Genomic DNA, 19,485 nt, shown 5'->3' with positions numbered 1-19,485 from the left:
CCTGCAGGCATCACGGGGATTTTCTTTATGGATGAGACAAGTTCGGCCGCGAGGCTCAGCCGTCGGCGATGACGAAGATCAGCACGAGCGCGCCGACCGGGACGATGAGCACGCCGGCCACGGTTAGGTACAGGTCACTCGAACTGGGGGTCAGGCTCGTTCATGGATGGCGTGTCGAAACTGCCGATCAAGCGCCGTCCGGGTCGCGAGGGACTCGCAATCGGCTCGCGCTGCGCGGCCAGCTCGGCGAGAGTGAAGCCCACAGGGCGGCCCAGACGCTGACCAGCCATGTAGTAGGCCTGCCCGTTCGCGCGTTCACCCAGGGCGATGACCTCGCGGGTGACGGGCTCGCCCGGGCGCTGGGGCGCGTGCTCCCGCCAGACGATCCGGTGCGAGGGCTTTGCATTCGGATCCGCGCCGACGTATGTGGTCTCGCAATCGGAGAGGTCGGGATAACTGGGCAAGTACGCCAGCGGGTGCGTGCCCGGCGCGCCTTGCTGGATCCGGCTCAGCTGGTTGAGAGCCACGCGCAGGAGCCGGCCCTCCGGTCCTTGAGGTCGCGTCATCGCAGCGTCGTGGAGAGTCTGGAGGTCCTGCTTGAGACCGGCGGTCGGCAGGAAGCGGATGGCAGGCCGACGCTCACTCATGGGTCTTCTTCTGCTGGGCAGCACGATGGTCATCCGCCCACTGCTGACCGAGCGGGCCGAGGCTCTCGGCCAGCTCTTCGATGGTCATGCCCGCCTCGCCGGAGGCGTCGGACTCCTGGATGCGATGGGAGAGCTCGGCCTGGAAATCAGCCTCAGCGTGGACATGGGCCGCGTGGTCGTACTTCATGAGGCGCACGAACGCGGCAAAGGGGATGATCGCGGCCTCGGGCTTGTTGCCGTCTCCGAAGATCAGCGGCGTGATCTGGCCGCGGCGATAGAGGTTCAGAACCGTGGCGAGTTCCTCGTGCCCGAGCTGGCCTGTCGGGACGACATTGACAGAGAACTTCGGGAGCTCGGCACCGGAAGTGCTGTTGTCGTGAGCGTTGTCGTTGCGAGTCATGCCTTCAGTATAGTCAGTCGAGATCAACTTCTTGTCGACTCACATACGAGGGTCATCGCCGAGTCGATACGGGTGTCGAATGATGGCTCACTCCATCTCCGAGAGGCGGGCCACCCAGGAGAAGGAGGAGCCCGTGCTCCAGCCCCGCACGGTGCGGGACTGGAGCACGGGCCCCTGATTGATGGACAGTCACGACTTCAGAAGTTCCCCTCGTCGACCTGCATGCAGACAATGCCGAGCGAGCGCCACAGGGCCACCACTCGGTCACGGTCGTCCAGGGCGGTCGGCGAGCTGGTTGCACGGCAGCGTGAAGGCCTGCGTGCCCATGAAGTAGGCCAGGGCCTCGACGAAGCTGGACTTGCCAATACCGGGTTCGCCCATGGGAGCGGGCGTCGCACCAGCCTCAATGGAGTCCTGCTGCACATCGCCACCCGATCGCGCTCCGCGCGATCAGCGCTGTCCCCCACCTGTACTCGGCTCCTCCGCAGTACCCGTCACCTGCCTCACCCGCTGACGGAGGCAGCAGATGAACCAGGAGCAGAAGCAGAAGCAGCAGGAACAGGCATGGAGCGTCAGTTGGTCGACGAGGAGCGGGCCTCGCGGTCAGCCACGAGCGCAGCCGCCCGGTCGAGGAGGAAGGCCGGCCGTTTCGCCGCTCGCTGTGTTCGGGGCGCGCAGGAATGACGTCGAGCCCAGCCTTGTAGAGCACCCACGAGGTGTCGCCTGTCGAGTACTCGACGCCGAGGGCACTGCAGGCCCGCAGTTGCGTCCGCATCCGGCCGTAGAGCGAGGCGAGAACCGAGAACTCCCAGCGGGACATGTCGTGGTTGAAGTCGCCGGGATCCCGGAGCTGATGACGTGCACCGGACAGGGTCTGCTCGATGATGGCCTGCGAGTACGGGATGCCGGGCATGTCCTCGGTGGTGTCGACAGCGGACGCTGAAGCGCCGGAGCTCTCGCCGGCCTTCACGGCCGGCTGCGCGTAGAGGTCCTCGATGGACGCGAAGGCCGGCGCGGAGCACCGACGGTCGCCGGGGCAGTCCGAACCAGGGCCTGAGCGGCCACGGCCACAGGTGCGGACGCAGGCTGCGGGGCCGGAAAGGACAGGCCGTCCTCCACCTCGGTCGCCACCGGGACAGCGGTGGGAGGGGCAGCACTGGCAGGGGTGGCCTGAACGGAGCGCGGCGTGCCGTTGAGCACGATGCCACGCGCAGCCAGCTCAGCCTGATCGATGCCGCCGGCATTGCAGTAGCGCGGCTACTCGTGAACGATCACCTGCTTGAGGGCCAGACCGCGGTTATTGAAGGACGAGCGTGACGTCGAGGCCATGCACGAGCTCCCGGCCGGACTCGTCCTGGTCGTAGGTGCCGTCGCCCTTCAAAGAAGGGATCGCGATGACCGGCAGGGTGGTGCCCTTCGAGTCGATGGAGTAGTTGGGTCCGGTTTCGGGCCGCTTCGGGGAGCCGTAGCGGCGCTCGGAAACGAACTGCCCCTCGAGGGTGGGTTGTTCGGATCGGCGAACTGGACCTCGGCGTGAATGATCGTCGTTGGCCATGGTGGTGCGCTTCCTTCGTTCGGCCTGGCGGTCGATGGTTCGGGGATCCATTGGCGACCCATCGGACAGGATTCCGACCACCATTCAATCCCTTATCGTATCGACTTGGATTCGACTATGAGTAGAATGTCAATGTTGGACACGGATGACTCTGCATGCTATTCATAGAGGAGTTGAGGCAGGGATGGCGGCTACGATTCAGGGGCCAGTGGGGACGGCGTCGAAGCCGACGGCACAGACGAAGGCGACTGCCGGGAGTCACGCCGGCCCGATGGGCTTCGGCAAAGGGCCGCTCATCGCGGCCGGCGTCATGGCGGGCGGAGCGGCGCTCCTCGCCGGCTGGGGCCTGACGCAGCTCGCGACTTCCGACGGCGGCTTCACCCAGGCACTGCAGGGCAATCACGCCCCGGCCGAGGTACCGGGGAACCCTGACGAGAAGGACGCCGGAGGCGGCAGCGCCCAGCAGCCGAGCGAGGACAGCACGGCGAAGCAGGACGAGAGCGGGGCGAGTCCGGCTCCGACGCCCGGTCGCGGCGACGAGGACGAGGACGAGCCCAACGGACCCAACGGATCGGGCGCACCGGCCGAGCCCGCGCCGAAGACGAAGCCGTCCACCATCGAGCCGGGCGATACGCTCGCCGCGATCTCGAGGGCGACGGGGGTTCCGATCGGCATTCTGGTCGAGATGAGCAAGGTCCAGATTCAGGATCTCATCAACGCGGGGGCCTCGCTGCTCAACCCGCCGGTGTGACGACGCGACAGGGCAACACCGTCACGTACCGAGCCTGAATCGACGCCCTGACGCCACGAGGCCGTCAGGGTGTCGTCTCCTCAAGCGGAGAACTCTGCTGACCGGCGGCCTGCAGGTCCATCAGTCGCGTGCGCAGCCGGCGCAGCTTCTCGATCTCGTCGTCCATGGACAGGATGCCGTTCTGCTCAGCGGTTCGCTCACGGGTTCCGCTCCTAGAAGGCGACTGCGTCGAAGACGAACTGCCTGACCTCGTGGGGCTCACCGCCAGGCGTCAGCCGGGACCGGCGCGAGCCGGTCCACGGCACGCCTGCAGTCGGCCCGGGTTCGACACCCGGATCAGCTGTGCTGATCCCCCCTCGTTGCGAGAATGCGGCGCCGCAACAACGTCAGAGATCAGGCGACCCCGCCGACAGCCTGGTCAGCGGGGTCGTCCGATGTACAAGATCGTGGTCCCTCACGCCGCATCAGTCTCATCGGACTGACCTCGACCAAACAGGAATCCGCGGGCATCGCCGGTCTTCATCATGTCCTGCAGATGCATCAAGAACACCGCACGCTGCGTGGCCCGGCGATCGACCAAGGGCTCGTACTCGCGCAGTACCTTCAGGTTGACGACCCAGCCGTTCTCGCGAGAGATGGCATGGTCGAGCTGCGAGTCCGGCACGACGTCCATCCCAGTGAAGTCGTGGTCGAACTCGGAAGCGATGTCGAGGTGTTGATTCGGTCCGTCGATGTAGAGCGTGTCGACGCCGACCTGCTGGCCGGCCTCGTCGAATGCCACGAGGAACACGCGGTCCGCCCTGGTGGTGTTGTCGACGTGGACCGCTGCAACGTTGATGTCGTCGATGAAGCTCGTCTCCTCGAACCGCTCGCACACGCGGGCACGAGCCTCATAGCACCACATGATTCGCCGGGCTTCGTTGAAACCTTTGAACTCGCCAGAGTTGAACACCTCTGGGTGGGACTGGATCATCGGTGGGATCCTTCCAGGTTCCTGGACCGTTGCATGACCGGGTCCGGTGGACCCGCCTTGAACAGGGCGAGTAGTTCAGCGATGGACTAACCAGGGCATAGGATCGACGCGCGAGCGGAGCCCCACCATCAGGTGCGATACAGAAACGTACGGTAGATGCATGGATCGATCAAGCCAGTTGCCGTTAGGGTTCTCTCGTCGCCACCCGAGGTCCAGACCGCCAAGTCGCAGGAGTTCATGTGCCACGTCAATTCGACGGCAGCCGAGTGCGGGCTGTCAGACGGGGTAGGGAGCTCAGCCAGAAGGAGTTGGGCGCGAAGGTAGGTGTCCGCGGCCCGACCGTGGCGCGATGGGAAAGCGGTGAGGAGTTCCCCAAGGGGGAGAAACTCCCAGGGATCGCGTCGGCACTTGGTCAGGACCTTGACGTCCTCTTCCCCTACGACGGCGCCGTGGACCTGCAGTTGCTCCGCTGCGACGCCGGCCTCAGCGTGGCGCAGGCCTCCGAGGCCATCAACGCCAGTCGCGTGCCGCTGAGCAACGCGGAGTCCGGCAGGCGTCGACTCCAGGATGCCTACGTGGGACCTCTCTCGCGCGCCTACGGGGTGACGACGGAAGAGCTACTGACCGCGCAGGATGTCTCGTTCGGGCTCCGCAGGGTGCGGCCGCTGAGGGAAGCTCGTCCGTCTGCACCTCGCACGGTCGGCGAGAAGATCAACTATCTTCTGGAGCACGGGTACGTAGGCCGGACGTCTCCGTCCAACGAGCAGATCGCGCAGGCCGTCAACGAGCACAGCGGCACGACGCACATGACTGCCGATGGTATCGCCGCGCTTCGTTCGGGCGCCCCAACGACTGCCTCGGACGCAGTACGTGCCGGCCTGGCTCATGCTCTCCAGGTCGACATCGCCCTCTTCCAGGACGACGCCGAGTTGAGCCCTGCGGCCGGTGAATTCCTCGAAGCCATCCGCTTCCTCGGGTCGATTCACCAAGGCCAGATCCTCGGCCTCGCCGCCCGCGGCAACCAGGCGGGGCTGTCGGCCGGCATGATGGCCAAGATCAACGAAGTCGTCGGAGAGCTGAAGAACAAGCTGCCGGGCAAGCAGAGCGAGCAGTGACGCCGGCGCCACGCCCTGACAGCGCCGCCGAGCCGTCCACCCCTGGCCATCGCGGAGCCGGCCGCTTCCCGCCCTCAGCCTGACGCCCTCCGCGGCTGAGCTGCAGCTTGGGGCACGCCCCATGCGGCGTGTCGAGGTAGCCGACGGCCGGGCTTCGTCCGGGGGCGGAACGGCACCTTCCATGTACCAGATGTGGTCCCACAGTTCTGACGCGTCCGACCAGGGTCCCGAGCCGCACCGGCACAACGCAGATCCCCGGCCGTTGGCCACCTCGCAGTGAGGTGGCCAACGGCCGGGGACGGCTGGACCAGGCGCCTGCCCGGGGGGCCGGCTACGGTGCGGCGGTGAGGTCCACGCCCAGCAGGTTCGACAGGTCGGCCACCGTCTGCTTGGGGTCCTTGTTGTGCACCCCCGCGAAGCCGAGCTGCTCCGCCGCCTGGACGTACGCCTCGGTGTCGTCCACGAAGACGCACTGCTCGGCAGGCATCTCCATGAGCTTGAGCGTGATCTCGAAGAGCTCGGGGTCGGGCTTGCGCAGCTGGTGGTGCTCGGAGATCACCACGACGTCGTACAGCTTGTCGAGGTCGTAGCCGTCGTAGAGGTCCCAGGGCGCGAGGCCCACCGAGTTGGACAGGATGCCCACCTTGATCCCCGCTCGCCGCGCCGCGGCGGCCGCGCTGATCAGCAGCGGCTCCGGACGCAGGCCTCCGAAGATCCTGCCCATCAAGTTGTCGGGAGAGACGCCCAGCTTCTTGCCGGCAATCTCGTTCCACTCGGTCTGGCTGACCGCTCCACGCTCGAGGTCGCTGGTGATCCGGACGCCCTCTTCGTCCTGGTACAGGGCCGAGATGCATGCACCCTGGGGAAGCCCTTCACGCTGCTCGAAGGCGAGCACCACGGGCAGGAGCGGTGTGGTGAGCACGCCTCCGAAGTCGAGGACGAGGCCGGTGTGCTGAGACATGCAGGAACTCCAGTGCTGAGAATCTGGGCGCCGCCCGTACTGGACAGCGTTCCGGCCCCGGCATACGCGTGGCGGCGACAGCGCCTGCGCTTCGCTTTCCAGGGTCGGCGGTATTTACAGGGCGGAAAACGATGCCACCCACTGTCTGGCCCACGGTACCAGCCACCTCTTTGCGGGACTGGCGGCCCCGCCCGAATCCGAAGGGCGGCAATAGCACCTGGGGTCTATTTCCTATTTCACGCGACCTCCCAATTGAGTCGACTTCTTCAGCCGCAAGGAGCAGTACCTGCAACTCGAACAGCATTTTCGGGCTGCACCGCTTTACGCGTCCGGTTCAAGACTCAGCTCCGCAGACTGCTGCAGAAGCTCTTGAGCGTCGCCCGGGGTGATGACCGCGTAAGCCTTGCTCACTCGCACGAGCCAAGCCGCCTCACTGTTCGTGTCGACGAAAGGTTTCTCCTGGAGCGGGGCTGTCGCGTACTGGCTGGCCTTTGTGGAGGCAGCGGCACGGAGCGCCGCGGCAATCCAGTACGCCTCGGCGCCCGGCTCGGGGTCGGGGTGCGACGAGGCTGTCTCCTCAGCAGCCCACAAGAGCGTCTCCGGGGCGTAGTACCGGAGCTTCTCGCAGGCATCAGCGACGTCCTGGGTCCATCGGTCCAGGCGGACATCGCTGGGGACCCGCATGTGGATCAGCTCGGCCAGGCGCGACCCGGGCGGATAGAGACTCGTTCCGGGGAAAGCCTTCACCAGGTCGAACCAGAGCGGGTGAAGCCGGTAGAGGGTCTTCCATGTCTTCCAGCGAGCAGCAACGACGCTGGTGGTGGGGATGCTCGCGCCTACAGCCACGATCAGGAAGAGCAGGTTCATCCACATCGCCGTGAGATCGATGAGTATCTCCACTGTGGAATGGCTCATCGGGAAAAATACCGCCGTCCACACGATGACGATTCGGGCCGTCGTATGGATGAGCCCCATCCACATCGAGATTCCCATGAGCCTGAGACCGATTCGCATACTGGTCGTCTCGGCTTCTCGCGCCCCCCGCGACCACTGGTAGCCGCAGACGGCGGTTGTGACGAGCGGGAAGAAGTAGAAGACGCTCATATACACAGCGGCGCCCAATTCCCCGGCATGATCGCTGAGAAAGTCTTCACTTTGCCGGTGGCGGTCCACAACGGTGAAAAAGAGAATGGTGAGCAGGGTCACGCCGATTGCGCCCACCGGGTAGGAGGCACGGGCGATCCAGCGCGACACCGTGACGTGTCGGGGCACCACGGCCTCGGAGCTCTTGCCGTAGCTGGTCGCAACGTACGTCAAGGACGCGATGATGGCGGCGGTGCTGGCGAAGTGTCTGAGGAGAGCGTTCAGGTCGATCACGGGGATGCGGTCCACGGCGTGCAGCGCTGCTGGTGTGTAGAGCCACAAGGCCACGGAGAATCCGGCGTAGCCGCCCCAGAGGGCTCGGCGGTGGGCGTCACCGTACCGGACGGCGGGGAATCGCCAGACGGCTATGAGGGTCATCACTGCCGCGGTCAGGTACCTGAAGAAGTCGAGCATGCCGTCCGTTATTCGTTCTTGGAGCCACGCCGCGGCGGAGCAACCGGGTGGGAGAGCGAGGACTCCAAGAGGCTGACCATGTCGTCGCCGGCCAACGGCTGACGGCGGGCCAACCGCTTGATCAGGGACGCCGACAACTCGGCCTGCTGCTCCTCCGGGCTGTCGTAGTTCACGCGGCCTTGGACCAGAGCCGAGGGGAATCGACGAAGGACTTCCTCCCGGATGTGCTCAGGGACGTATCGCTCGACCTCTTCATCGGTCAGGGTGCTCCCGTGGTCCAGCCACTCGTGCGCCAGCTCATGAAGGATGATGTGCTCGGTCTGGTTCCGGCTGGATCGGCGCCGGTAGAGCACGACCGTGAACTCCGGCGTCCTGACTCGAAGGCCGCAGGCTGTGCCCAGCCCTCCATCCGGGTCGTCAAAAGGCACCAGCCGAATCTGACGCTTCAGTGCATGCTCCATGTTCCGGACCAGCGCCTCGACACTGAAGGGAGTGGGCACAGGCAGATCGGCAAGCAGCTTCTCGCATTCCTTCAAGAGGGCGCGTCGCGAAGGGTCCCCGCGCCACCGCATGACCGCTCTCGCGAGGTGCGTCGGCGTTCTACCGCCTGGTTCTGCACGCAACCCGCCACTCTCCCCGCTCCGGGCGGTCTTCCGTCGAGCAGCCCACCTCATCGCCCCGTCCCCCCTCGCCCCTGCCCCGCTTGCTTTCGGGTCGCCACCCGCCCCGCGCTCAGGCATGCGTTGGGCAGGCCGAGCCAGTAGTCGTCAGACTTTCCGCGTGTGCAGTGAACCCCCGCCTCGCTGCCCAGCGTGACGACGTGTGGTGACCATGTGCAGCACGTCGTAGACGACGTCCAGCACCATCGCCACGGCCATCACCACCCTGCCGGGCTTCACCGCCCGCCGGGGTGTCTGCTTGACCGCGCCGCGCCGCTGCGCCGCGCAGACCGCGACGGCAGCGGTGCAGAGACAGAACAGGCCCATGCCTATATGCAGACCCAAGACGCCGGCGTGCGGTTCCATGAAGTACGGAACTTCGGCGACAACCTCGAACGCAACGGTGGACACGAAGGCCATCGCGATGACGGCGCCCGTGAACGCCCGGGTGGCAATGCGGTGGACCGGTCGTGATCCGCGGACACTGCGCGGGGGGAAGATGTTGTCGAACGGCTGCGCCCGGCGCTTGGTTTCCTCAACGATGTTCCCGGCCACTCTGCGTACGGCACGGCGGCTGACCGCATACCCCTTGCCGACGCGGCGAGCTTTCCACCGCATGTACTGGCCTTACCCCCGTTGCGGAACTGAACAGTATGGCCAGGTCAACCAAAGATGTTGACCATCTAGCCCACTTGATGAGAGATCGTACGATATCCCTACACATAACGATCCTGTCAAGTCGACTGGATTCAGCGCACGTTCGGGTGCACCCGGGATCCATTCTCGCCGTAGTCTGCCCCAACCCTTGTGCGGGGGAGGCCGACTTACTTCTCTCATGGTCCGGTCGGCGGCTCGGCTGAGTAGCCGCCACCGGAGGGCGGTCGGCAGCAGGGGTGAAGTGGCGGCAGCACGACGGACCCGGCTGCGGCCCCGCCGGCGGCAACACCTGCGGCTGCCGCGGGAGCAGTGGCCGCTGGCACGAGCCCCGCGAGTGCGATCCCACCGGCCTGTCCCAGGCCCAGAGAGGCGATGAGCCAGGCCGACGCCTCAGCGAGTAGGCGGGGGCCGAGGAAGTCCAGCGTGTGGAAGGCCGTCACCGGCAGCGGCGCGAGGAAGAGGCCGGGCAGTACGGCGGCCGTGATGGCCAGGGCAGGGGCGGGGTCGGCAAGCGTCGGCAGGGAGCCGACCGCAAAGCCGCAACCGAGCGTGCGGAGTTGACGCGTCGGCGTGCCGGGCCAGGTGCGGCGTCCGTAGAGGAGGCCGCCGATCAGGCTGCCTACGGCGAGCGCCGCGGGCGTCATCGTCGAGAGGTACTCGGCGTGGTGACGTTCGGCGGCGGCGAGGGTGTGCGGGGCCAGGACGAGTAGCGGGCCGCCGATGAACACGAGTTCCCGGGCGCAGGCATCGAGCGAGAGCGCGGCTCGCCGTTGGTGAGGGCTGCGCACGACGTGCGGCCACAGAACGCGCAGCGCGGCCTCCAGCGGCGGGGTGCACACGCCGGCGACCGCGGCGATGGCCGCGGCGAGGTCGGGGTGCTGGACCGGTTAGTGGGAGGCGAGACCGGTAAAGGCGGCGGCGGAGGTCAGGGCGGTCAGACCGATGGCGGGGTAGTGGCCGCGCCGGTCCAGCAGGCGTCCCCACAGGGGGTGGCCGATTGCAGCCGCGAGACCATACACGGCGGCGAGGGCTCCGGCCAGGCTCAGTGTTCCGCCGTCGGCCCGGGCCGCGATCAGGATCGCCGGCGGGGCCATTGCGACCGGCAGGTGGCCGATCACGGCGCCTGCAAGGAGGCGGGTGACGTACGGAGTGGCGGGCACGTCGCGGGGCTCACACTCGACTGGAGCTCCGGCAGCATCGAGGGCGCCGTCAACCGCATCAAGAAGATCAAGCGGCAGCTCTACGGCCGAGCCGGATTCGCACTACTCCGCAAGATGTTCCTCCTCCAGTGACGCCCAGGATGGCTCCCCAGGATCTGCGTCTTGCGACGGGGCTGTCACAGCTTCAAAGATCGCTTGATCTTGCCCCAGAGCGAGAGGCGACAGTGTCTGAGTCGATCACATGAGCGGGCGGTCTGTCCTCGCTGACAAGACGAGGACGAAGAGGGGGAGCTCGCGTGTCCGCGACCTGCGTCATTCTCGACATCGGCGGCGTGAGATCCTCTCCCCTCCTGATGAGCATCACTGATTAGTTACCTTCAGCCACACCCCCGGTGGCCGGATCGCCCCAGTCACCACGAACATGCCCTCCGTACGCGGGACCGGTGGCTGGCAGGCCGTCAGGTCCAGTGCGGAGGGCACCATCGTTTTCCAGAAGAGGCTGAGTACCTCGCTCACTGCATCGCGGACTCGCCTCCCGGGGCCTGGACTTCGCCTGGCGCGGTCAAGCCGGCGACCCGCCGGTAGAGCCCAAAGGCACAACCAGCGAAAGCCAGGTACAGGAGCACTGCGGAGACGGGGTTCGCCAGAGCGAAGAGCGCCTGTGCTGGGACAAGGGCGGCAGCGAGGTTGAAGCCCAGGTGCAGGAGCACGCAGGGCCACAGCACGCGCGTGTGTTCGTAGATCAGGGCCAGGAGCACCGCCAATGGCAGGGTCGAGGCGAACTGCACGGCGTTGCCGTGCAGCAGGCCGAACACCACGGCGGTGACCAGCGTGGAAGCGAGGATGCTCACCCGCTTGCGCAGCAATGGGTAGACCAGCCCTCGGAACAGGGCCTCCTCTCCCGCAGGAGCCGCGACCATGGCGAGCAGCAGGGTCGCCAGCACTCCAGCCGCGTGCCTCGTCTGGTTCGACGCGTCGAAGCCTGTGGACCCGGTCGCGGCGTAGATCCACAAGGCCAGCGACTGCCCGGCGAGGAATGCCAGAACCGCGCAGCCGACGGCGGTCCACCCGAAGCGCGGAATTTCCATGCTCGGCCGCGGGGCCGGCGCATGCGCGAGCCACTGGGGCCGCTGGATCCTCACTGAGCCGACCAGGACGACAACAAGCATGCCCAGGACGGAGGTCGCGACGATCGGCTCGCCGATGAGGCGGACTGCGACGGTGCCCAGACCGAGGTAGGCCGCGACGACGGCGAACGGCACGAGGGCGCACCACCCGATGCCGAGCAGACGCGAAGTGGTCGGTGGCGTCGTCATGGTCTTCTCCTCTACGGGGCTCAAGCAGCCGTGGTGATCTGTTCGTTGATGACGGCCTGGACTCGGGTGTCGCCGCGGAAGGTGTTCAGCTGCAACGTCGCCGTGAAGCGCAGCGTCCCGAGCTGGGTACGGCCGGCGCGCTGCACGAAGCTCTGGATCACGTCGAACTTCTCCTCAGCGACGTTCCACCACAGGCAGGACAGGCAGGACAGGCAGGACGGGCCGGACCGGGTGACCAGGCGCAGGTAGTGCGATTCGGATCCGATCCGGTCCACGCGCAGGCCCAGGGGCTCGATCGCGATCTCGACGACCGGCGTGGTGAAGCCGTACCCGAAGGGCTTGGGGCCCTCGGTCCGGCGCACCAGCTCGAACAGCGGCTGCAGATCTTCAAGGCCGGCGTCACAGTCGGCGTCCGGGCCGAGCACGAGATCGCCTTTGGGGCCATCGGTGCTGACGGCGAGCAGGGCAACCTGCGTGGTCTCCTGCAGCACGGCGGCCAGGCCGTCTCTTCCGGATCTTGCCGGACCCGCGACGCCCGGCACCGCACCTGATCCCCCAGACTCCGTCCGGGGAGACCCCCAGGTTGTCGGGGCGCCCGAGTACGTCCAGTACACGCTGCACCCCTCCGCCTTGCCATGTACGGCACCGGACGCCGCGGGCCCGGCCGACAAGATCCGAAAGAGAGGACCTAGGTCGCCCAGCTTCTCGGCCTTCGCGACGCGAACGCCGCAGGCCTGCTGGTGTCCGATGGCGCTGAGACCGTCGTGCTGCTCCAGGCTGGTGATGATGTCGAACCACCTCGGCGCGCGGCCGGAACCGCTGACGAAATCGTCGGGGCCCGCAGGCCGGTTGACGAGGACGACCGGGTGGCCGTTGATCCCCATCATCCGGTTGGCCGGCAGCCCGTACGTGCCCGGGGGCGTCCAAGAGGTACACCCACGGGGCCAGAGGCTGGTCCCCGGCGATCTTGCCGGCCTGGGCGAAGGCCTTGAGCACGATCGCGAAGCCCTCGAAGGCCCGGAGGAAGACCGGGTGATGCGGCTCGGTGCGCAGCAGCTGCATCAGCATCGACTGCTCGATGTCGATGTCGATGGCATCGGGGTCGGCGTCGAACCCACCCCAGGGATTGGGGATGGTCTTCGGCGCGGCGACGCGCAGCAGGCGGGCAATCGAGATCGCATCGCGCACCAGCTGGCGGTTCTCGTACGGCACGGGCATGACGTCGGAGACAGTGCCGAGGCCGGCGAACAGACGCAGCAGGCGGATCTCCCAGAGCTTCTCGGGCCGGTGCACGCGGGTGTACGCCTCGATCACCCGGTAGAGGCCGTGGGCACCGCAGATCCCGGTATGGGCGTAGGTCTCGTCGATCCGGCACGGGTCGACAGTGATGTCCGCGGTCGAGCCCGACGCGAGCTCCTCGTGGTGGTCGGTCACCAACGTCGTCCAGCCCAGGGCACGCACGACGGCGATACCGCGGTGGGAGTTCACTCCGCCGTCGCAGGTGAGCAGAACCCGGGTATCAGGCCACTTCGCATGGATCTCGGCGACGCCCTCGGGCGCGAACTCGCGGCCGCGGCGGTAGTCGGGCAGGTGCAGCTCGACGTCGAAGCCGAGCTCGGGCAGGCCTGCGTGGCCGAGGACGCCAGAGGAGATGCCGTCCATGTCGAAGTCGGGGGCGATGCTGATCTTCTTGCCCGCGCTCCGGGAGTCATGAAGGGCTTCGACCATCTCGGCCAGGTCCAGGAGTTCGTCGTGCTCGGTGGACTCGATCTCCTTCAGGTACTGATCCGACCATCCTCTACGTTGGCACAGCAGCATGAAGAGGTCGATGTCCTCGTCGGCGAGCGAGTGGTCGTCGACGGCATGAAGCGTGGACATCGTGGAGGCCCTCTCGATCGGGGTCGCTGGTCGGTGGAGAACGGGGCATGAGACGCCTTTCAACGTTACTGCGATTCTAGCAGTAACAGTCACTTCTTCTGCCAATTCACCAGCATCTTTGAGCCTCATTCGGGCCCCGAATGGCACACCTATGTCGAATGATTGCGACAGGCTTTCCAAAGTCCTTGCGCATCAGCTACTCTCCCCAGTATGGCTATTCGAAGCATTGTCGAGTCAGATCTCAGCGGTAAGCCGGATGCGGCTACCGTGACCTTCGGCCTGGGAGACACCTGGTACGAAGTCGATCTCACAGCTGAGGAGAAGAAGAGCCTTGAGGCTGCGCTGAAGTCGTACATGGAGGTCAGCCGGAAAGCCGGGAGGCCTGCACCCAAGAAGCGAGTCGTACCTGAGACGACTGCCGAGGAGCGAGACAAGATCCGCGAGTGGGCCAAGGAGAAGGGCCACGAGTTCGCGGATCGGGGGCGCATCCCGAAGAAGGTCATGAAGGCCTACGACGAGGCTCACGGCATCGATCGGAGCAACTAGCGCTGAGCCTGATGTTCGCCTCCTGGCCGACTTCTCTCGTTCGCCCCCGAAGGGCCCTGCAGCACACTGCAGGGCCCTTCGCGCGTCTTCAGACCCAATGGCTCACGTTGGTCGTCTTGATCCCCGCAGCTCGCGCTCGAGCCCTGCAGTGGATGGTGCCGTGTAAGAAGTGCCCCGATGCATCCGGCATGAGCTGCTCCTGGCTTCGCTTCGGGCATCCGGGCTTCCGGCAGAGGTTGAGGAAGGCCGTGCACAGCACCTGAGCCCCGGCCTCGCGGAAGACCTGGGCGGCGCCGACCATCTCCTGGTTCCGCTGGAAGCCGGCTGCTCCCCTGTGGGCCGACCGATCGGCGGGAAGGATGGTGATCTCGGAGCCTGCGTCCCGCCACATCAGTTCAGCCATGGCGTCGGCCCCCTTGGGACAGTGCCCCGAAAGAAGCACCGGCCGGGTGACGTTCTTGGGCCCCCAGCCGCGCCAGGCGTCGCTGAACGTCTCACGCATGCTCTTCGCGTCGTTCCAGCTGCGGGAACCGGTGACGAGGACGACGCGCGAGGACGATTCTGGAATCATTTCAGCAATCATTCGAGTCTCCTCTCCTTATGACTCGGTGGTCTCCACAGCTGGAATCGAGAGCTGTGGTCATGACGTCTGGGCAGGCGCGGCGGCCTGCATGCCGCTGCCCCATTCCGGCCGGCCGGTACTGGACCCGATCACGGCCAGGCCCTTCCCCCGATGGAGCTCGACGCGGATCTGATCGTCACTACACATCGGCATGACGTGGGCGATGTACATCCCGTCACCGCTGCGGGGGATGCTCACGGTGACGACCGTTCTGTTCTCGTCGTCGGTGAAGTCGACACTATCGACGTCCCCGACTTCGCCGGAGCGCATACTCGGCGACGGCTTCGCTGTTCGACTGCTACAACTTCGGCACGCAGCAGGCTCCTTTATCGCAGGACGAGTTCAGGCTGGGACTGTGTCGACGTTGTGCCTCTGCGTGGACTCGGGTGGGGTAGCGACCATCGAGTGCGGACCCCGGTGGGGTCCGTGCGATCTCGATGTTCAGCCCAGCTCCCGCGCCGGCCCTGCTGGCTGACGACCCGGAAGATCCCGCTTGAGTGATCCACCCCTGGCCGGATCGCACTGCGAGCCACCGCGCGGAGCGTCACTTCTCGCCTGAGCCAGGCGCTGCCCGCCCGCCTGTCCACTGCTGCACCCTTCACCCCTGTCCGCTCGCTGGTCCGCACGTCTGTGGACAACTGCGGCGGGGCAGCGTTGGGGTTCGCCTCTCGAGCGCAGGGCTGGGCATAGCCGGAGGGAGCACCGGCGACCGAGGGACCGGCGAGCTCAGCGACCGGTGGAAACCCGTCGGGCTATGCCTGACACGTCATCGGAGCGCAGTAAAGAGGCCGAGCAGAGCGAGGGTCCGCAGGGCACGCGTTATCAGTTTCCCTTATGCTCTTTCACTTCCTTGTCGCCGTCCCCGTTGTTCCACGACTGGAGCATGAGCGGAAGCCTGGAACATCAGGGGAAACGGTCCGTACCCTCTCGACTCGTACCCCTCCCCCCTTTCGTGCGGCGGGAGTACGGGTCTGGCTGTTTCGCCTGGTCATCACACCTTCTGGCCGTACCGCTGTTTCGTCGTTCCGGATACGGCCGTACCCCCGTGCCGATCCGTCCTCGTGAGGCACGAACGAGGCGGGGTACGGGTCTGCCCCCGCCGGCGCACAGCTCCGGTTCGCCACCGTGCTGCCGCAGGCGGCACAGCCCTCGCCTAGCAGCGGATCCGTCCTCGCGCGACGCCGTCGCTTCGGCTGTGGATAACGCTCTGCTTCATCGCTCGCTGCTGACGGCGTAGCCGGCCTCGCACCATCGTGTTGCTGGTTGCACCGACCTGGATTCGCTGTGCTCTGGCCGTTGCTCCGGTGGTGCCGCGGCGGCGTGCCGGCACGTCACGCACCGCGCCGGAGGCGGGCGTTCGGCACTACCTTGTCGACACACGATCCGGCCCCGGGCCGTGTTTCGTTTCGCGCTTGCGCGGCGAGCCCGGGGCGGTCTCTCGTGGATGCATCAGAAGAAGAGAGCCCCGGCTGCGGCGACCATCTGCCCATCGGGCACAGCGAGCAGCTCGAGGGGTATCGGAGCGTTGTCGTCTTCCTCCAGGGGGCGCCTCCGCAGCAATGCCTCCGAGCCCCTTCCACCCACGGCCCGTACTGTGCAAGCACGTCATTCCTCGCACGCTCGCCGGGTGTGGGGGCCTACTCCCCCCTTCGACCCTTCTCACTCTGCGCGACCGTGTCGGCTCGATGACGCCCCCGTGCCGACCGCCGCACCAGCGCTGTGTCGGTGTCTCGCTGACAGCTGTGCCGGCCACGCTCCGCCAGCGGTCCGTGACTGTCTCAACGTACCCGCCGGATGGCTTCAGCAAGGGGGCGGTCAGGCCTCGCGGCCCCGTGAATCAGCGCTTCCCTCGCGTCTCTGCGGTGACCCACCGGAACACGCAGGGGCCGCGACTGGGACACGCATAAGACACCGACTGATGCTGCTGGGCCTTTCAGAGTCCCGTGCGTGTCCGCACAGTATCTCGTGCGCGCTCCAACAGTGCCGCCCCGGTGTCGCACATAGTGCCCTCGGAGGACACGTCTGCGTCGGGAGCCGGGTGGCGTCTCTGAGGAGGCGCAGTCGGGACACCAGTGGGAGCTTACGCGTGCCCCCGTTCGGCTTCCCCGAGACCACGCCCTGACGCCAGGTGTCTCGCAGGTGTCCCGTGGGAGCCCTTGTTGCGTTGCATGTGGGACTCATAGGCGCATGGCGCCGTCGGCTTGCGCCCAGTCGTCTGCGGCAGGGGCACTGCAGCGTCTCGCAGGTGTCCCCGCCAGAGACGACCGGGGACATTAATGGCGTCCAACTCGCGTATCGAATGGGACTTGCATGGGGCTCAATAGGGACACTAGAGTGAGCTCATAGCGATTCGAATCCGAAGGGAAACGTGAAGGGTGGCGAGTCCATGTGACAGAGCGAGAGACATCCGGCGAACGACTGGATGGAGTGCAGGAGCGATCGGAAGGGCGAGGTGAGTGCAATGGCGAATCAGCCGAGTGAACCTCGCAAGATCCGCTGGACCGTGCCCGCTGCCGACACCTCGGTGATCGAGTGGCTCGATCAGCAGGAGAACATCTCGCAGTCACTGCGACTGCTCATTCGGGAGTCCATTCAGCGCGACGGATACGTCGACGTCTACTACAAGCCCGTCGAGCAGCTGCCGCGTCGCGGCCGGCCGCCGCTGGAGAGCACCGAGCAGCGCGAGGACGACGAGGCGGTCACCGAGCGCCGTCCGGCCGCCATTCCTCGCCGGCCACAGCCCGTGGTCGCCGACCAGGCCGACGCCGTCGTCGAGAAGGCAGCACCAGCGCCGGTAGCCCGACCCGAGCCGGTTCCCACACCTGTTGAGACGGTCGAGGATCCTGCGGTAAGTGCCCCCAGCCCAACCCCGGAGCCGCCGAAGCTGGCCTCCATTGACGAAATCATGGCGAGTACTCGGCGCTGAGTGACGCGGTGAATTTCATTTTCCAGGCAGACAACACAGACACCGAGGGACCGGATTCATGAGCGCCAACAGCAACGACATCATCACCCTCACCGGCGGCATCGACGTCGGCAACGGCTACGTCAAGGGCGTCATCCAGAATACGAAGCGGGAGATCTTCGACGAGATCGATCTGCCCAGCGCAGTCGTCTCGACTTCCCGCACCTCGCCGAAGGTGCCGCTCCCCGACGCGGATGCGGCCTCCGTGATGGCCGGCGACTTCTACAACCAGCTCGACTGCTCGCTCACCACAACCCTGGTAGCGGCGTCGGACCGCCGAATCTTCGGCCGGGCAGCGCTGAGCGTGCGCGGCTCGAAGTTCACCGAGTTCGAGGTACTGGGCAAGCACTCCAAGGCTGATCAGGAGCTGAGCAAGGTCCTGGTCCTGGGTGCCTTCGCCGCGAAGGCCCTGCGCGACTACGTCCGCGAGAACGGCGCGCTGCCCGATCACGAGCTGCGCGTGCACGTGCGCGCCGGCCTGGCGCTGCCGATCTCCGAGTTCGTCGCGCGCCGCCACGCCTACGCCGCCGAGTTCATCGGTCTGCTGGGCAGCTCCGACCCCGCGGTGCACCTGGTGACGATCAAGAACTTCAGCACCCCGGTCTCGGTGCGCCTGCAGTTCGTCGACGTTCAGGTGATGGCCGAGGGTGCCTCCGCGCAGTTCGCCATCACCGACAAGGGCGAGCCGCTGGCCCAGGCTCTTCTCGATGATCTGCGCACTCGCGACGCCTCCGTCGTGGAAGGGGTAACGGCCTCCGATCTGGTGGCGGTGCAGAACACCATCGGCGTCGACATCGGTGAGGGCACCGTGAACTTCCCGGTCTTCACCGATGGGCGGTTCAACCCCGAGGCGGCAGCCACGCTCGACGAGGGCTACGGCACCGCGCTGATGAACGCCATGGAGCGCATGAGTGAGTCGGACGCCACGCTGCAGTTCTCCTCACGCAAGCAGCTGGCGGACTTCCTCCACGCGAAGCCGTCTGTGCTGGTGAAGAATCGTCACCAGCGCGCCGCCGGCTTCGTCGAGGACGAGGCCGGCTACCTGGTCGACGAGATCGTCTCCTCCTTCGGCGACGTCCTCTCCCAGGCCGGTGCGACGACCGAGGTCGTCTACGTCTACGGCGGCGGCTCGGGTCCTATCAAGCACCTGCTGCACCCTGCGCTTCTGAAGGCCGCCGGCGATGTGCCCGTGCTCTACCTCGACTCGAGCTACTCGCGACACCTGAACCGCGAGGGCCTGTACATCGCGGCACGGCACGTCGAGCAGCAGGCCGTCGCCGCGAAGCCCGCGGGCAAGCACAGTTAAGGAGGTGGCCTGATCCTCAGGCTGATGCCAGAGATCGCGCTTTCGACTGCGGCGACACCCTGCTCGGCGAGGGCGTCGTCGACATGCTTGGCGTAGAGCAGGGTGTGCTCGGTGCGCTCGGGCATGGCGATCTCCCCCGGAAGATGTGATGGACTCGGCAGTGAGACCCCCGGCGCTGCTCTGCAGCGGAGCGCCTGGCTCACGGCTGTACTCCTGGCGTGGACGTGATCTTCCGAAGGCCAGACCGGATCAGCTCCGCTGATCATGCAGAAGGGGAGAGCCCCCAGTTGGCTACGGCTGGGTACTGCCGTCCGGCACGAGGATCGTGATCCGGTCCTGGCACAGTTGCTGGCCACCGTTCGAGAAGAGACCACTCAGGCTTGCTGTGACCGTGCCTTCCTGGTCGGGCCCGATCTT

23 protein-coding genes are annotated in these 19,485 nt (G+C 66.5%); 6 read left to right on the top strand and 17 right to left on the bottom strand.

Annotation, left to right across the window (positions count from 1 at the left end; genetic code table 11):
* Positions 1-134: 134 nt before the first annotated feature.
* The 4 genes from AB8A24_RS13365 to AB8A24_RS13350 form a co-directional block, all read right to left on the bottom strand.
* Positions 135-680, bottom strand: a complete 546-nt coding sequence (locus tag AB8A24_RS13365) for a hypothetical protein (protein ID WP_369475724.1) — start codon at positions 678-680, stop codon at positions 135-137.
* Positions 640-1,047 (bottom strand): hypothetical protein, encoded by a 408-nt coding sequence (locus tag AB8A24_RS13360; RefSeq protein WP_328964230.1) that lies wholly within the window; start codon positions 1,045-1,047, stop codon positions 640-642. The genes AB8A24_RS13365 and AB8A24_RS13360 overlap by 41 nt, the downstream gene beginning before the upstream one ends.
* Before the next feature lie 264 nt (positions 1,048-1,311).
* Complete coding sequence (locus AB8A24_RS13355) at positions 1,312-1,470, bottom strand: hypothetical protein (RefSeq protein ID WP_266843041.1); 159 nt, start codon at positions 1,468-1,470, stop codon at positions 1,312-1,314.
* Between the two features lie 874 nt (positions 1,471-2,344).
* Positions 2,345-2,602 (bottom strand): hypothetical protein, encoded by a 258-nt coding sequence (locus tag AB8A24_RS13350; RefSeq protein WP_328964228.1) that lies wholly within the window; start codon positions 2,600-2,602, stop codon positions 2,345-2,347.
* Positions 2,603-2,873: 271 nt separating this feature from the next.
* On the opposite strand from AB8A24_RS13350, the gene AB8A24_RS13345 reads away from it, so the two are divergent.
* Positions 2,874-3,353: a LysM peptidoglycan-binding domain-containing protein gene (locus AB8A24_RS13345; protein WP_369475721.1), complete on the top strand. Its 480-nt coding sequence runs from the start codon at positions 2,874-2,876 to the stop codon at positions 3,351-3,353.
* A gap of 454 nt (positions 3,354-3,807) precedes the next feature.
* Here the strand turns inward: AB8A24_RS13345 and AB8A24_RS13340 are convergent, their stop codons facing one another.
* Positions 3,808-4,326, bottom strand: coding sequence for a hypothetical protein (locus AB8A24_RS13340; RefSeq protein WP_369475719.1), 519 nt, complete (start codon positions 4,324-4,326; stop codon positions 3,808-3,810).
* A 239-nt stretch (positions 4,327-4,565) separates the two neighbouring features.
* Here AB8A24_RS13340 and AB8A24_RS13335 point away from each other — a divergent pair, with 239 nt between their 5' ends.
* On the top strand, positions 4,566-5,441 hold the full coding sequence (locus tag AB8A24_RS13335) for a helix-turn-helix domain-containing protein (RefSeq protein ID WP_369475717.1): 876 nt from the start codon (positions 4,566-4,568) through the stop codon (positions 5,439-5,441).
* Positions 5,442-5,772: 331 nt separating this feature from the next.
* Here the strand turns inward: AB8A24_RS13335 and AB8A24_RS13330 are convergent, their stop codons facing one another.
* The 6 genes from AB8A24_RS13330 to AB8A24_RS13305 form a co-directional block, all read right to left on the bottom strand.
* Positions 5,773-6,402, bottom strand: a complete 630-nt coding sequence (locus AB8A24_RS13330; RefSeq protein WP_328964224.1) for an HAD-IA family hydrolase — start codon at positions 6,400-6,402, stop codon at positions 5,773-5,775.
* Positions 6,403-6,723: 321 nt separating this feature from the next.
* Positions 6,724-7,959: an MAB_1171c family putative transporter gene (locus tag AB8A24_RS13325; RefSeq protein ID WP_369475715.1), complete on the bottom strand. Its 1,236-nt coding sequence runs from the start codon at positions 7,957-7,959 to the stop codon at positions 6,724-6,726.
* 8 nt (positions 7,960-7,967) lie between these two features.
* Complete coding sequence (locus AB8A24_RS13320; RefSeq protein WP_328964222.1) at positions 7,968-8,495, bottom strand: hypothetical protein; 528 nt, start codon at positions 8,493-8,495, stop codon at positions 7,968-7,970.
* 231 nt (positions 8,496-8,726) lie between these two features.
* Positions 8,727-9,173 (bottom strand): hypothetical protein, encoded by a 447-nt coding sequence (locus tag AB8A24_RS13315; protein ID WP_328964221.1) that lies wholly within the window; start codon positions 9,171-9,173, stop codon positions 8,727-8,729.
* 278 nt (positions 9,174-9,451) lie between these two features.
* On the bottom strand, positions 9,452-10,114 hold the full coding sequence (locus AB8A24_RS13310; RefSeq protein WP_369475713.1) for a hypothetical protein: 663 nt from the start codon (positions 10,112-10,114) through the stop codon (positions 9,452-9,454).
* Positions 10,115-10,162: 48 nt separating this feature from the next.
* Positions 10,163-10,393: a hypothetical protein gene (locus AB8A24_RS13305; protein ID WP_328964219.1), complete on the bottom strand. Its 231-nt coding sequence runs from the start codon at positions 10,391-10,393 to the stop codon at positions 10,163-10,165.
* Between AB8A24_RS13305 and AB8A24_RS13300 the strand changes: the two genes are divergently transcribed.
* On the top strand, positions 10,382-10,567 hold the full coding sequence (locus tag AB8A24_RS13300) for a hypothetical protein (RefSeq protein WP_328966158.1): 186 nt from the start codon (positions 10,382-10,384) through the stop codon (positions 10,565-10,567). The genes AB8A24_RS13305 and AB8A24_RS13300 overlap by 12 nt on opposite strands.
* Before the next feature lie 380 nt (positions 10,568-10,947).
* Here the strand turns inward: AB8A24_RS13300 and AB8A24_RS13295 are convergent, their stop codons facing one another.
* From AB8A24_RS13295 to AB8A24_RS13285, 3 genes are read right to left on the bottom strand one after another with little or no spacing between them, the layout of a single operon-like run.
* Positions 10,948-11,751, bottom strand: coding sequence for a lysostaphin resistance A-like protein (locus AB8A24_RS13295; protein ID WP_369475711.1), 804 nt, complete (start codon positions 11,749-11,751; stop codon positions 10,948-10,950).
* A 20-nt stretch (positions 11,752-11,771) separates the two neighbouring features.
* Positions 11,772-12,176, bottom strand: coding sequence for a hypothetical protein (locus tag AB8A24_RS13290; RefSeq protein ID WP_369475709.1), 405 nt, complete (start codon positions 12,174-12,176; stop codon positions 11,772-11,774).
* Positions 12,151-13,629, bottom strand: a complete 1,479-nt coding sequence (locus AB8A24_RS13285; RefSeq protein ID WP_369475707.1) for a DHH family phosphoesterase — start codon at positions 13,627-13,629, stop codon at positions 12,151-12,153. Before AB8A24_RS13285 ends, AB8A24_RS13290 begins: the two co-directional genes overlap by 26 nt.
* A 210-nt stretch (positions 13,630-13,839) precedes the next feature.
* On the opposite strand from AB8A24_RS13285, the gene AB8A24_RS13280 reads away from it, so the two are divergent.
* Positions 13,840-14,175, top strand: a complete 336-nt coding sequence (locus tag AB8A24_RS13280; protein ID WP_369475706.1) for an Lsr2 family protein — start codon at positions 13,840-13,842, stop codon at positions 14,173-14,175.
* A gap of 88 nt (positions 14,176-14,263) precedes the next feature.
* Here the strand turns inward: AB8A24_RS13280 and AB8A24_RS13275 are convergent, their stop codons facing one another.
* Together AB8A24_RS13275 and AB8A24_RS13270 are read right to left on the bottom strand one after the other, a co-directional pair.
* Positions 14,264-14,758 (bottom strand): SLOG family protein, encoded by a 495-nt coding sequence (locus AB8A24_RS13275; RefSeq protein WP_328964215.1) that lies wholly within the window; start codon positions 14,756-14,758, stop codon positions 14,264-14,266.
* Positions 14,759-14,815: 57 nt separating this feature from the next.
* Positions 14,816-15,067 carry a hypothetical protein gene (locus AB8A24_RS13270; protein ID WP_328964214.1) on the bottom strand — a complete coding sequence of 84 codons (252 nt, stop codon included), beginning with the start codon at positions 15,065-15,067 and terminating at the stop codon, positions 14,816-14,818.
* Between the two features lie 2,191 nt (positions 15,068-17,258).
* Between AB8A24_RS13270 and AB8A24_RS13265 the strand changes: the two genes are divergently transcribed.
* Both AB8A24_RS13265 and AB8A24_RS13260 read left to right on the top strand, forming a co-directional pair.
* On the top strand, positions 17,259-17,723 hold the full coding sequence (locus AB8A24_RS13265; RefSeq protein ID WP_328964213.1) for a hypothetical protein: 465 nt from the start codon (positions 17,259-17,261) through the stop codon (positions 17,721-17,723).
* 58 nt (positions 17,724-17,781) lie between these two features.
* A complete protein-coding gene (locus tag AB8A24_RS13260) occupies positions 17,782-19,068 on the top strand; it encodes a ParM/StbA family protein (RefSeq protein ID WP_328964212.1) in 1,287 nt (428 codons plus the stop codon).
* On the opposite strand, the gene AB8A24_RS13255 is transcribed toward AB8A24_RS13260, so the two are convergent.
* Positions 19,065-19,193, bottom strand: coding sequence for a hypothetical protein (locus AB8A24_RS13255; RefSeq protein ID WP_369475705.1), 129 nt, complete (start codon positions 19,191-19,193; stop codon positions 19,065-19,067). The two genes, AB8A24_RS13260 and AB8A24_RS13255, sit on opposite strands and share 4 nt — an antisense overlap.
* Positions 19,194-19,485: the final 292 nt, after the last annotated feature.

It is taken from the genome of Streptomyces sp. BF23-19 (assembly GCF_041106355.1).
GTDB lineage: Bacteria > Actinomycetota > Actinomycetes > Streptomycetales > Streptomycetaceae > Streptomyces > Streptomyces virginiae_A.
This window is presented reverse-complemented; position numbering and strand designations above follow the sequence as displayed.

Coding starts and splice junctions, on each gene's coding strand:
- AB8A24_RS13365 (WP_369475724.1), bottom strand. CDS start 680: ATGACCATCGTGCTGCCCAGCAGAAGAAGACCCATGAGTGAGCGTCGG.
- AB8A24_RS13360 (WP_328964230.1), bottom strand. CDS start 1,047: ATGACTCGCAACGACAACGCTCACGACAACAGCACTTCCGGTGCCGAG.
- AB8A24_RS13350 (WP_328964228.1), bottom strand. CDS start 2,602: ATGGCCAACGACGATCATTCACGCCGAGGTCCAGTTCGCCGATCCGAA.
- AB8A24_RS13345 (WP_369475721.1), top strand. CDS start 2,874: ATGGGCTTCGGCAAAGGGCCGCTCATCGCGGCCGGCGTCATGGCGGGC.
- AB8A24_RS13340 (WP_369475719.1), bottom strand. CDS start 4,326: ATGATCCAGTCCCACCCAGAGGTGTTCAACTCTGGCGAGTTCAAAGGT.
- AB8A24_RS13330 (WP_328964224.1), bottom strand. CDS start 6,402: ATGTCTCAGCACACCGGCCTCGTCCTCGACTTCGGAGGCGTGCTCACC.
- AB8A24_RS13325 (WP_369475715.1), bottom strand. CDS start 7,959: ATGCTCGACTTCTTCAGGTACCTGACCGCGGCAGTGATGACCCTCATA.
- AB8A24_RS13295 (WP_369475711.1), bottom strand. CDS start 11,751: ATGACGACGCCACCGACCACTTCGCGTCTGCTCGGCATCGGGTGGTGC.
- AB8A24_RS13285 (WP_369475707.1), bottom strand. CDS start 13,629: ATGTCCACGCTTCATGCCGTCGACGACCACTCGCTCGCCGACGAGGAC.
- AB8A24_RS13280 (WP_369475706.1), top strand. CDS start 13,840: ATGGCTATTCGAAGCATTGTCGAGTCAGATCTCAGCGGTAAGCCGGAT.
- AB8A24_RS13275 (WP_328964215.1), bottom strand. CDS start 14,758: ATGATTGCTGAAATGATTCCAGAATCGTCCTCGCGCGTCGTCCTCGTC.
- AB8A24_RS13270 (WP_328964214.1), bottom strand. CDS start 15,067: ATGCGCTCCGGCGAAGTCGGGGACGTCGATAGTGTCGACTTCACCGAC.
- AB8A24_RS13265 (WP_328964213.1), top strand. CDS start 17,259: ATGGCGAATCAGCCGAGTGAACCTCGCAAGATCCGCTGGACCGTGCCC.
- AB8A24_RS13260 (WP_328964212.1), top strand. CDS start 17,782: ATGAGCGCCAACAGCAACGACATCATCACCCTCACCGGCGGCATCGAC.
- AB8A24_RS13255 (WP_369475705.1), bottom strand. CDS start 19,193: ATGCCCGAGCGCACCGAGCACACCCTGCTCTACGCCAAGCATGTCGAC.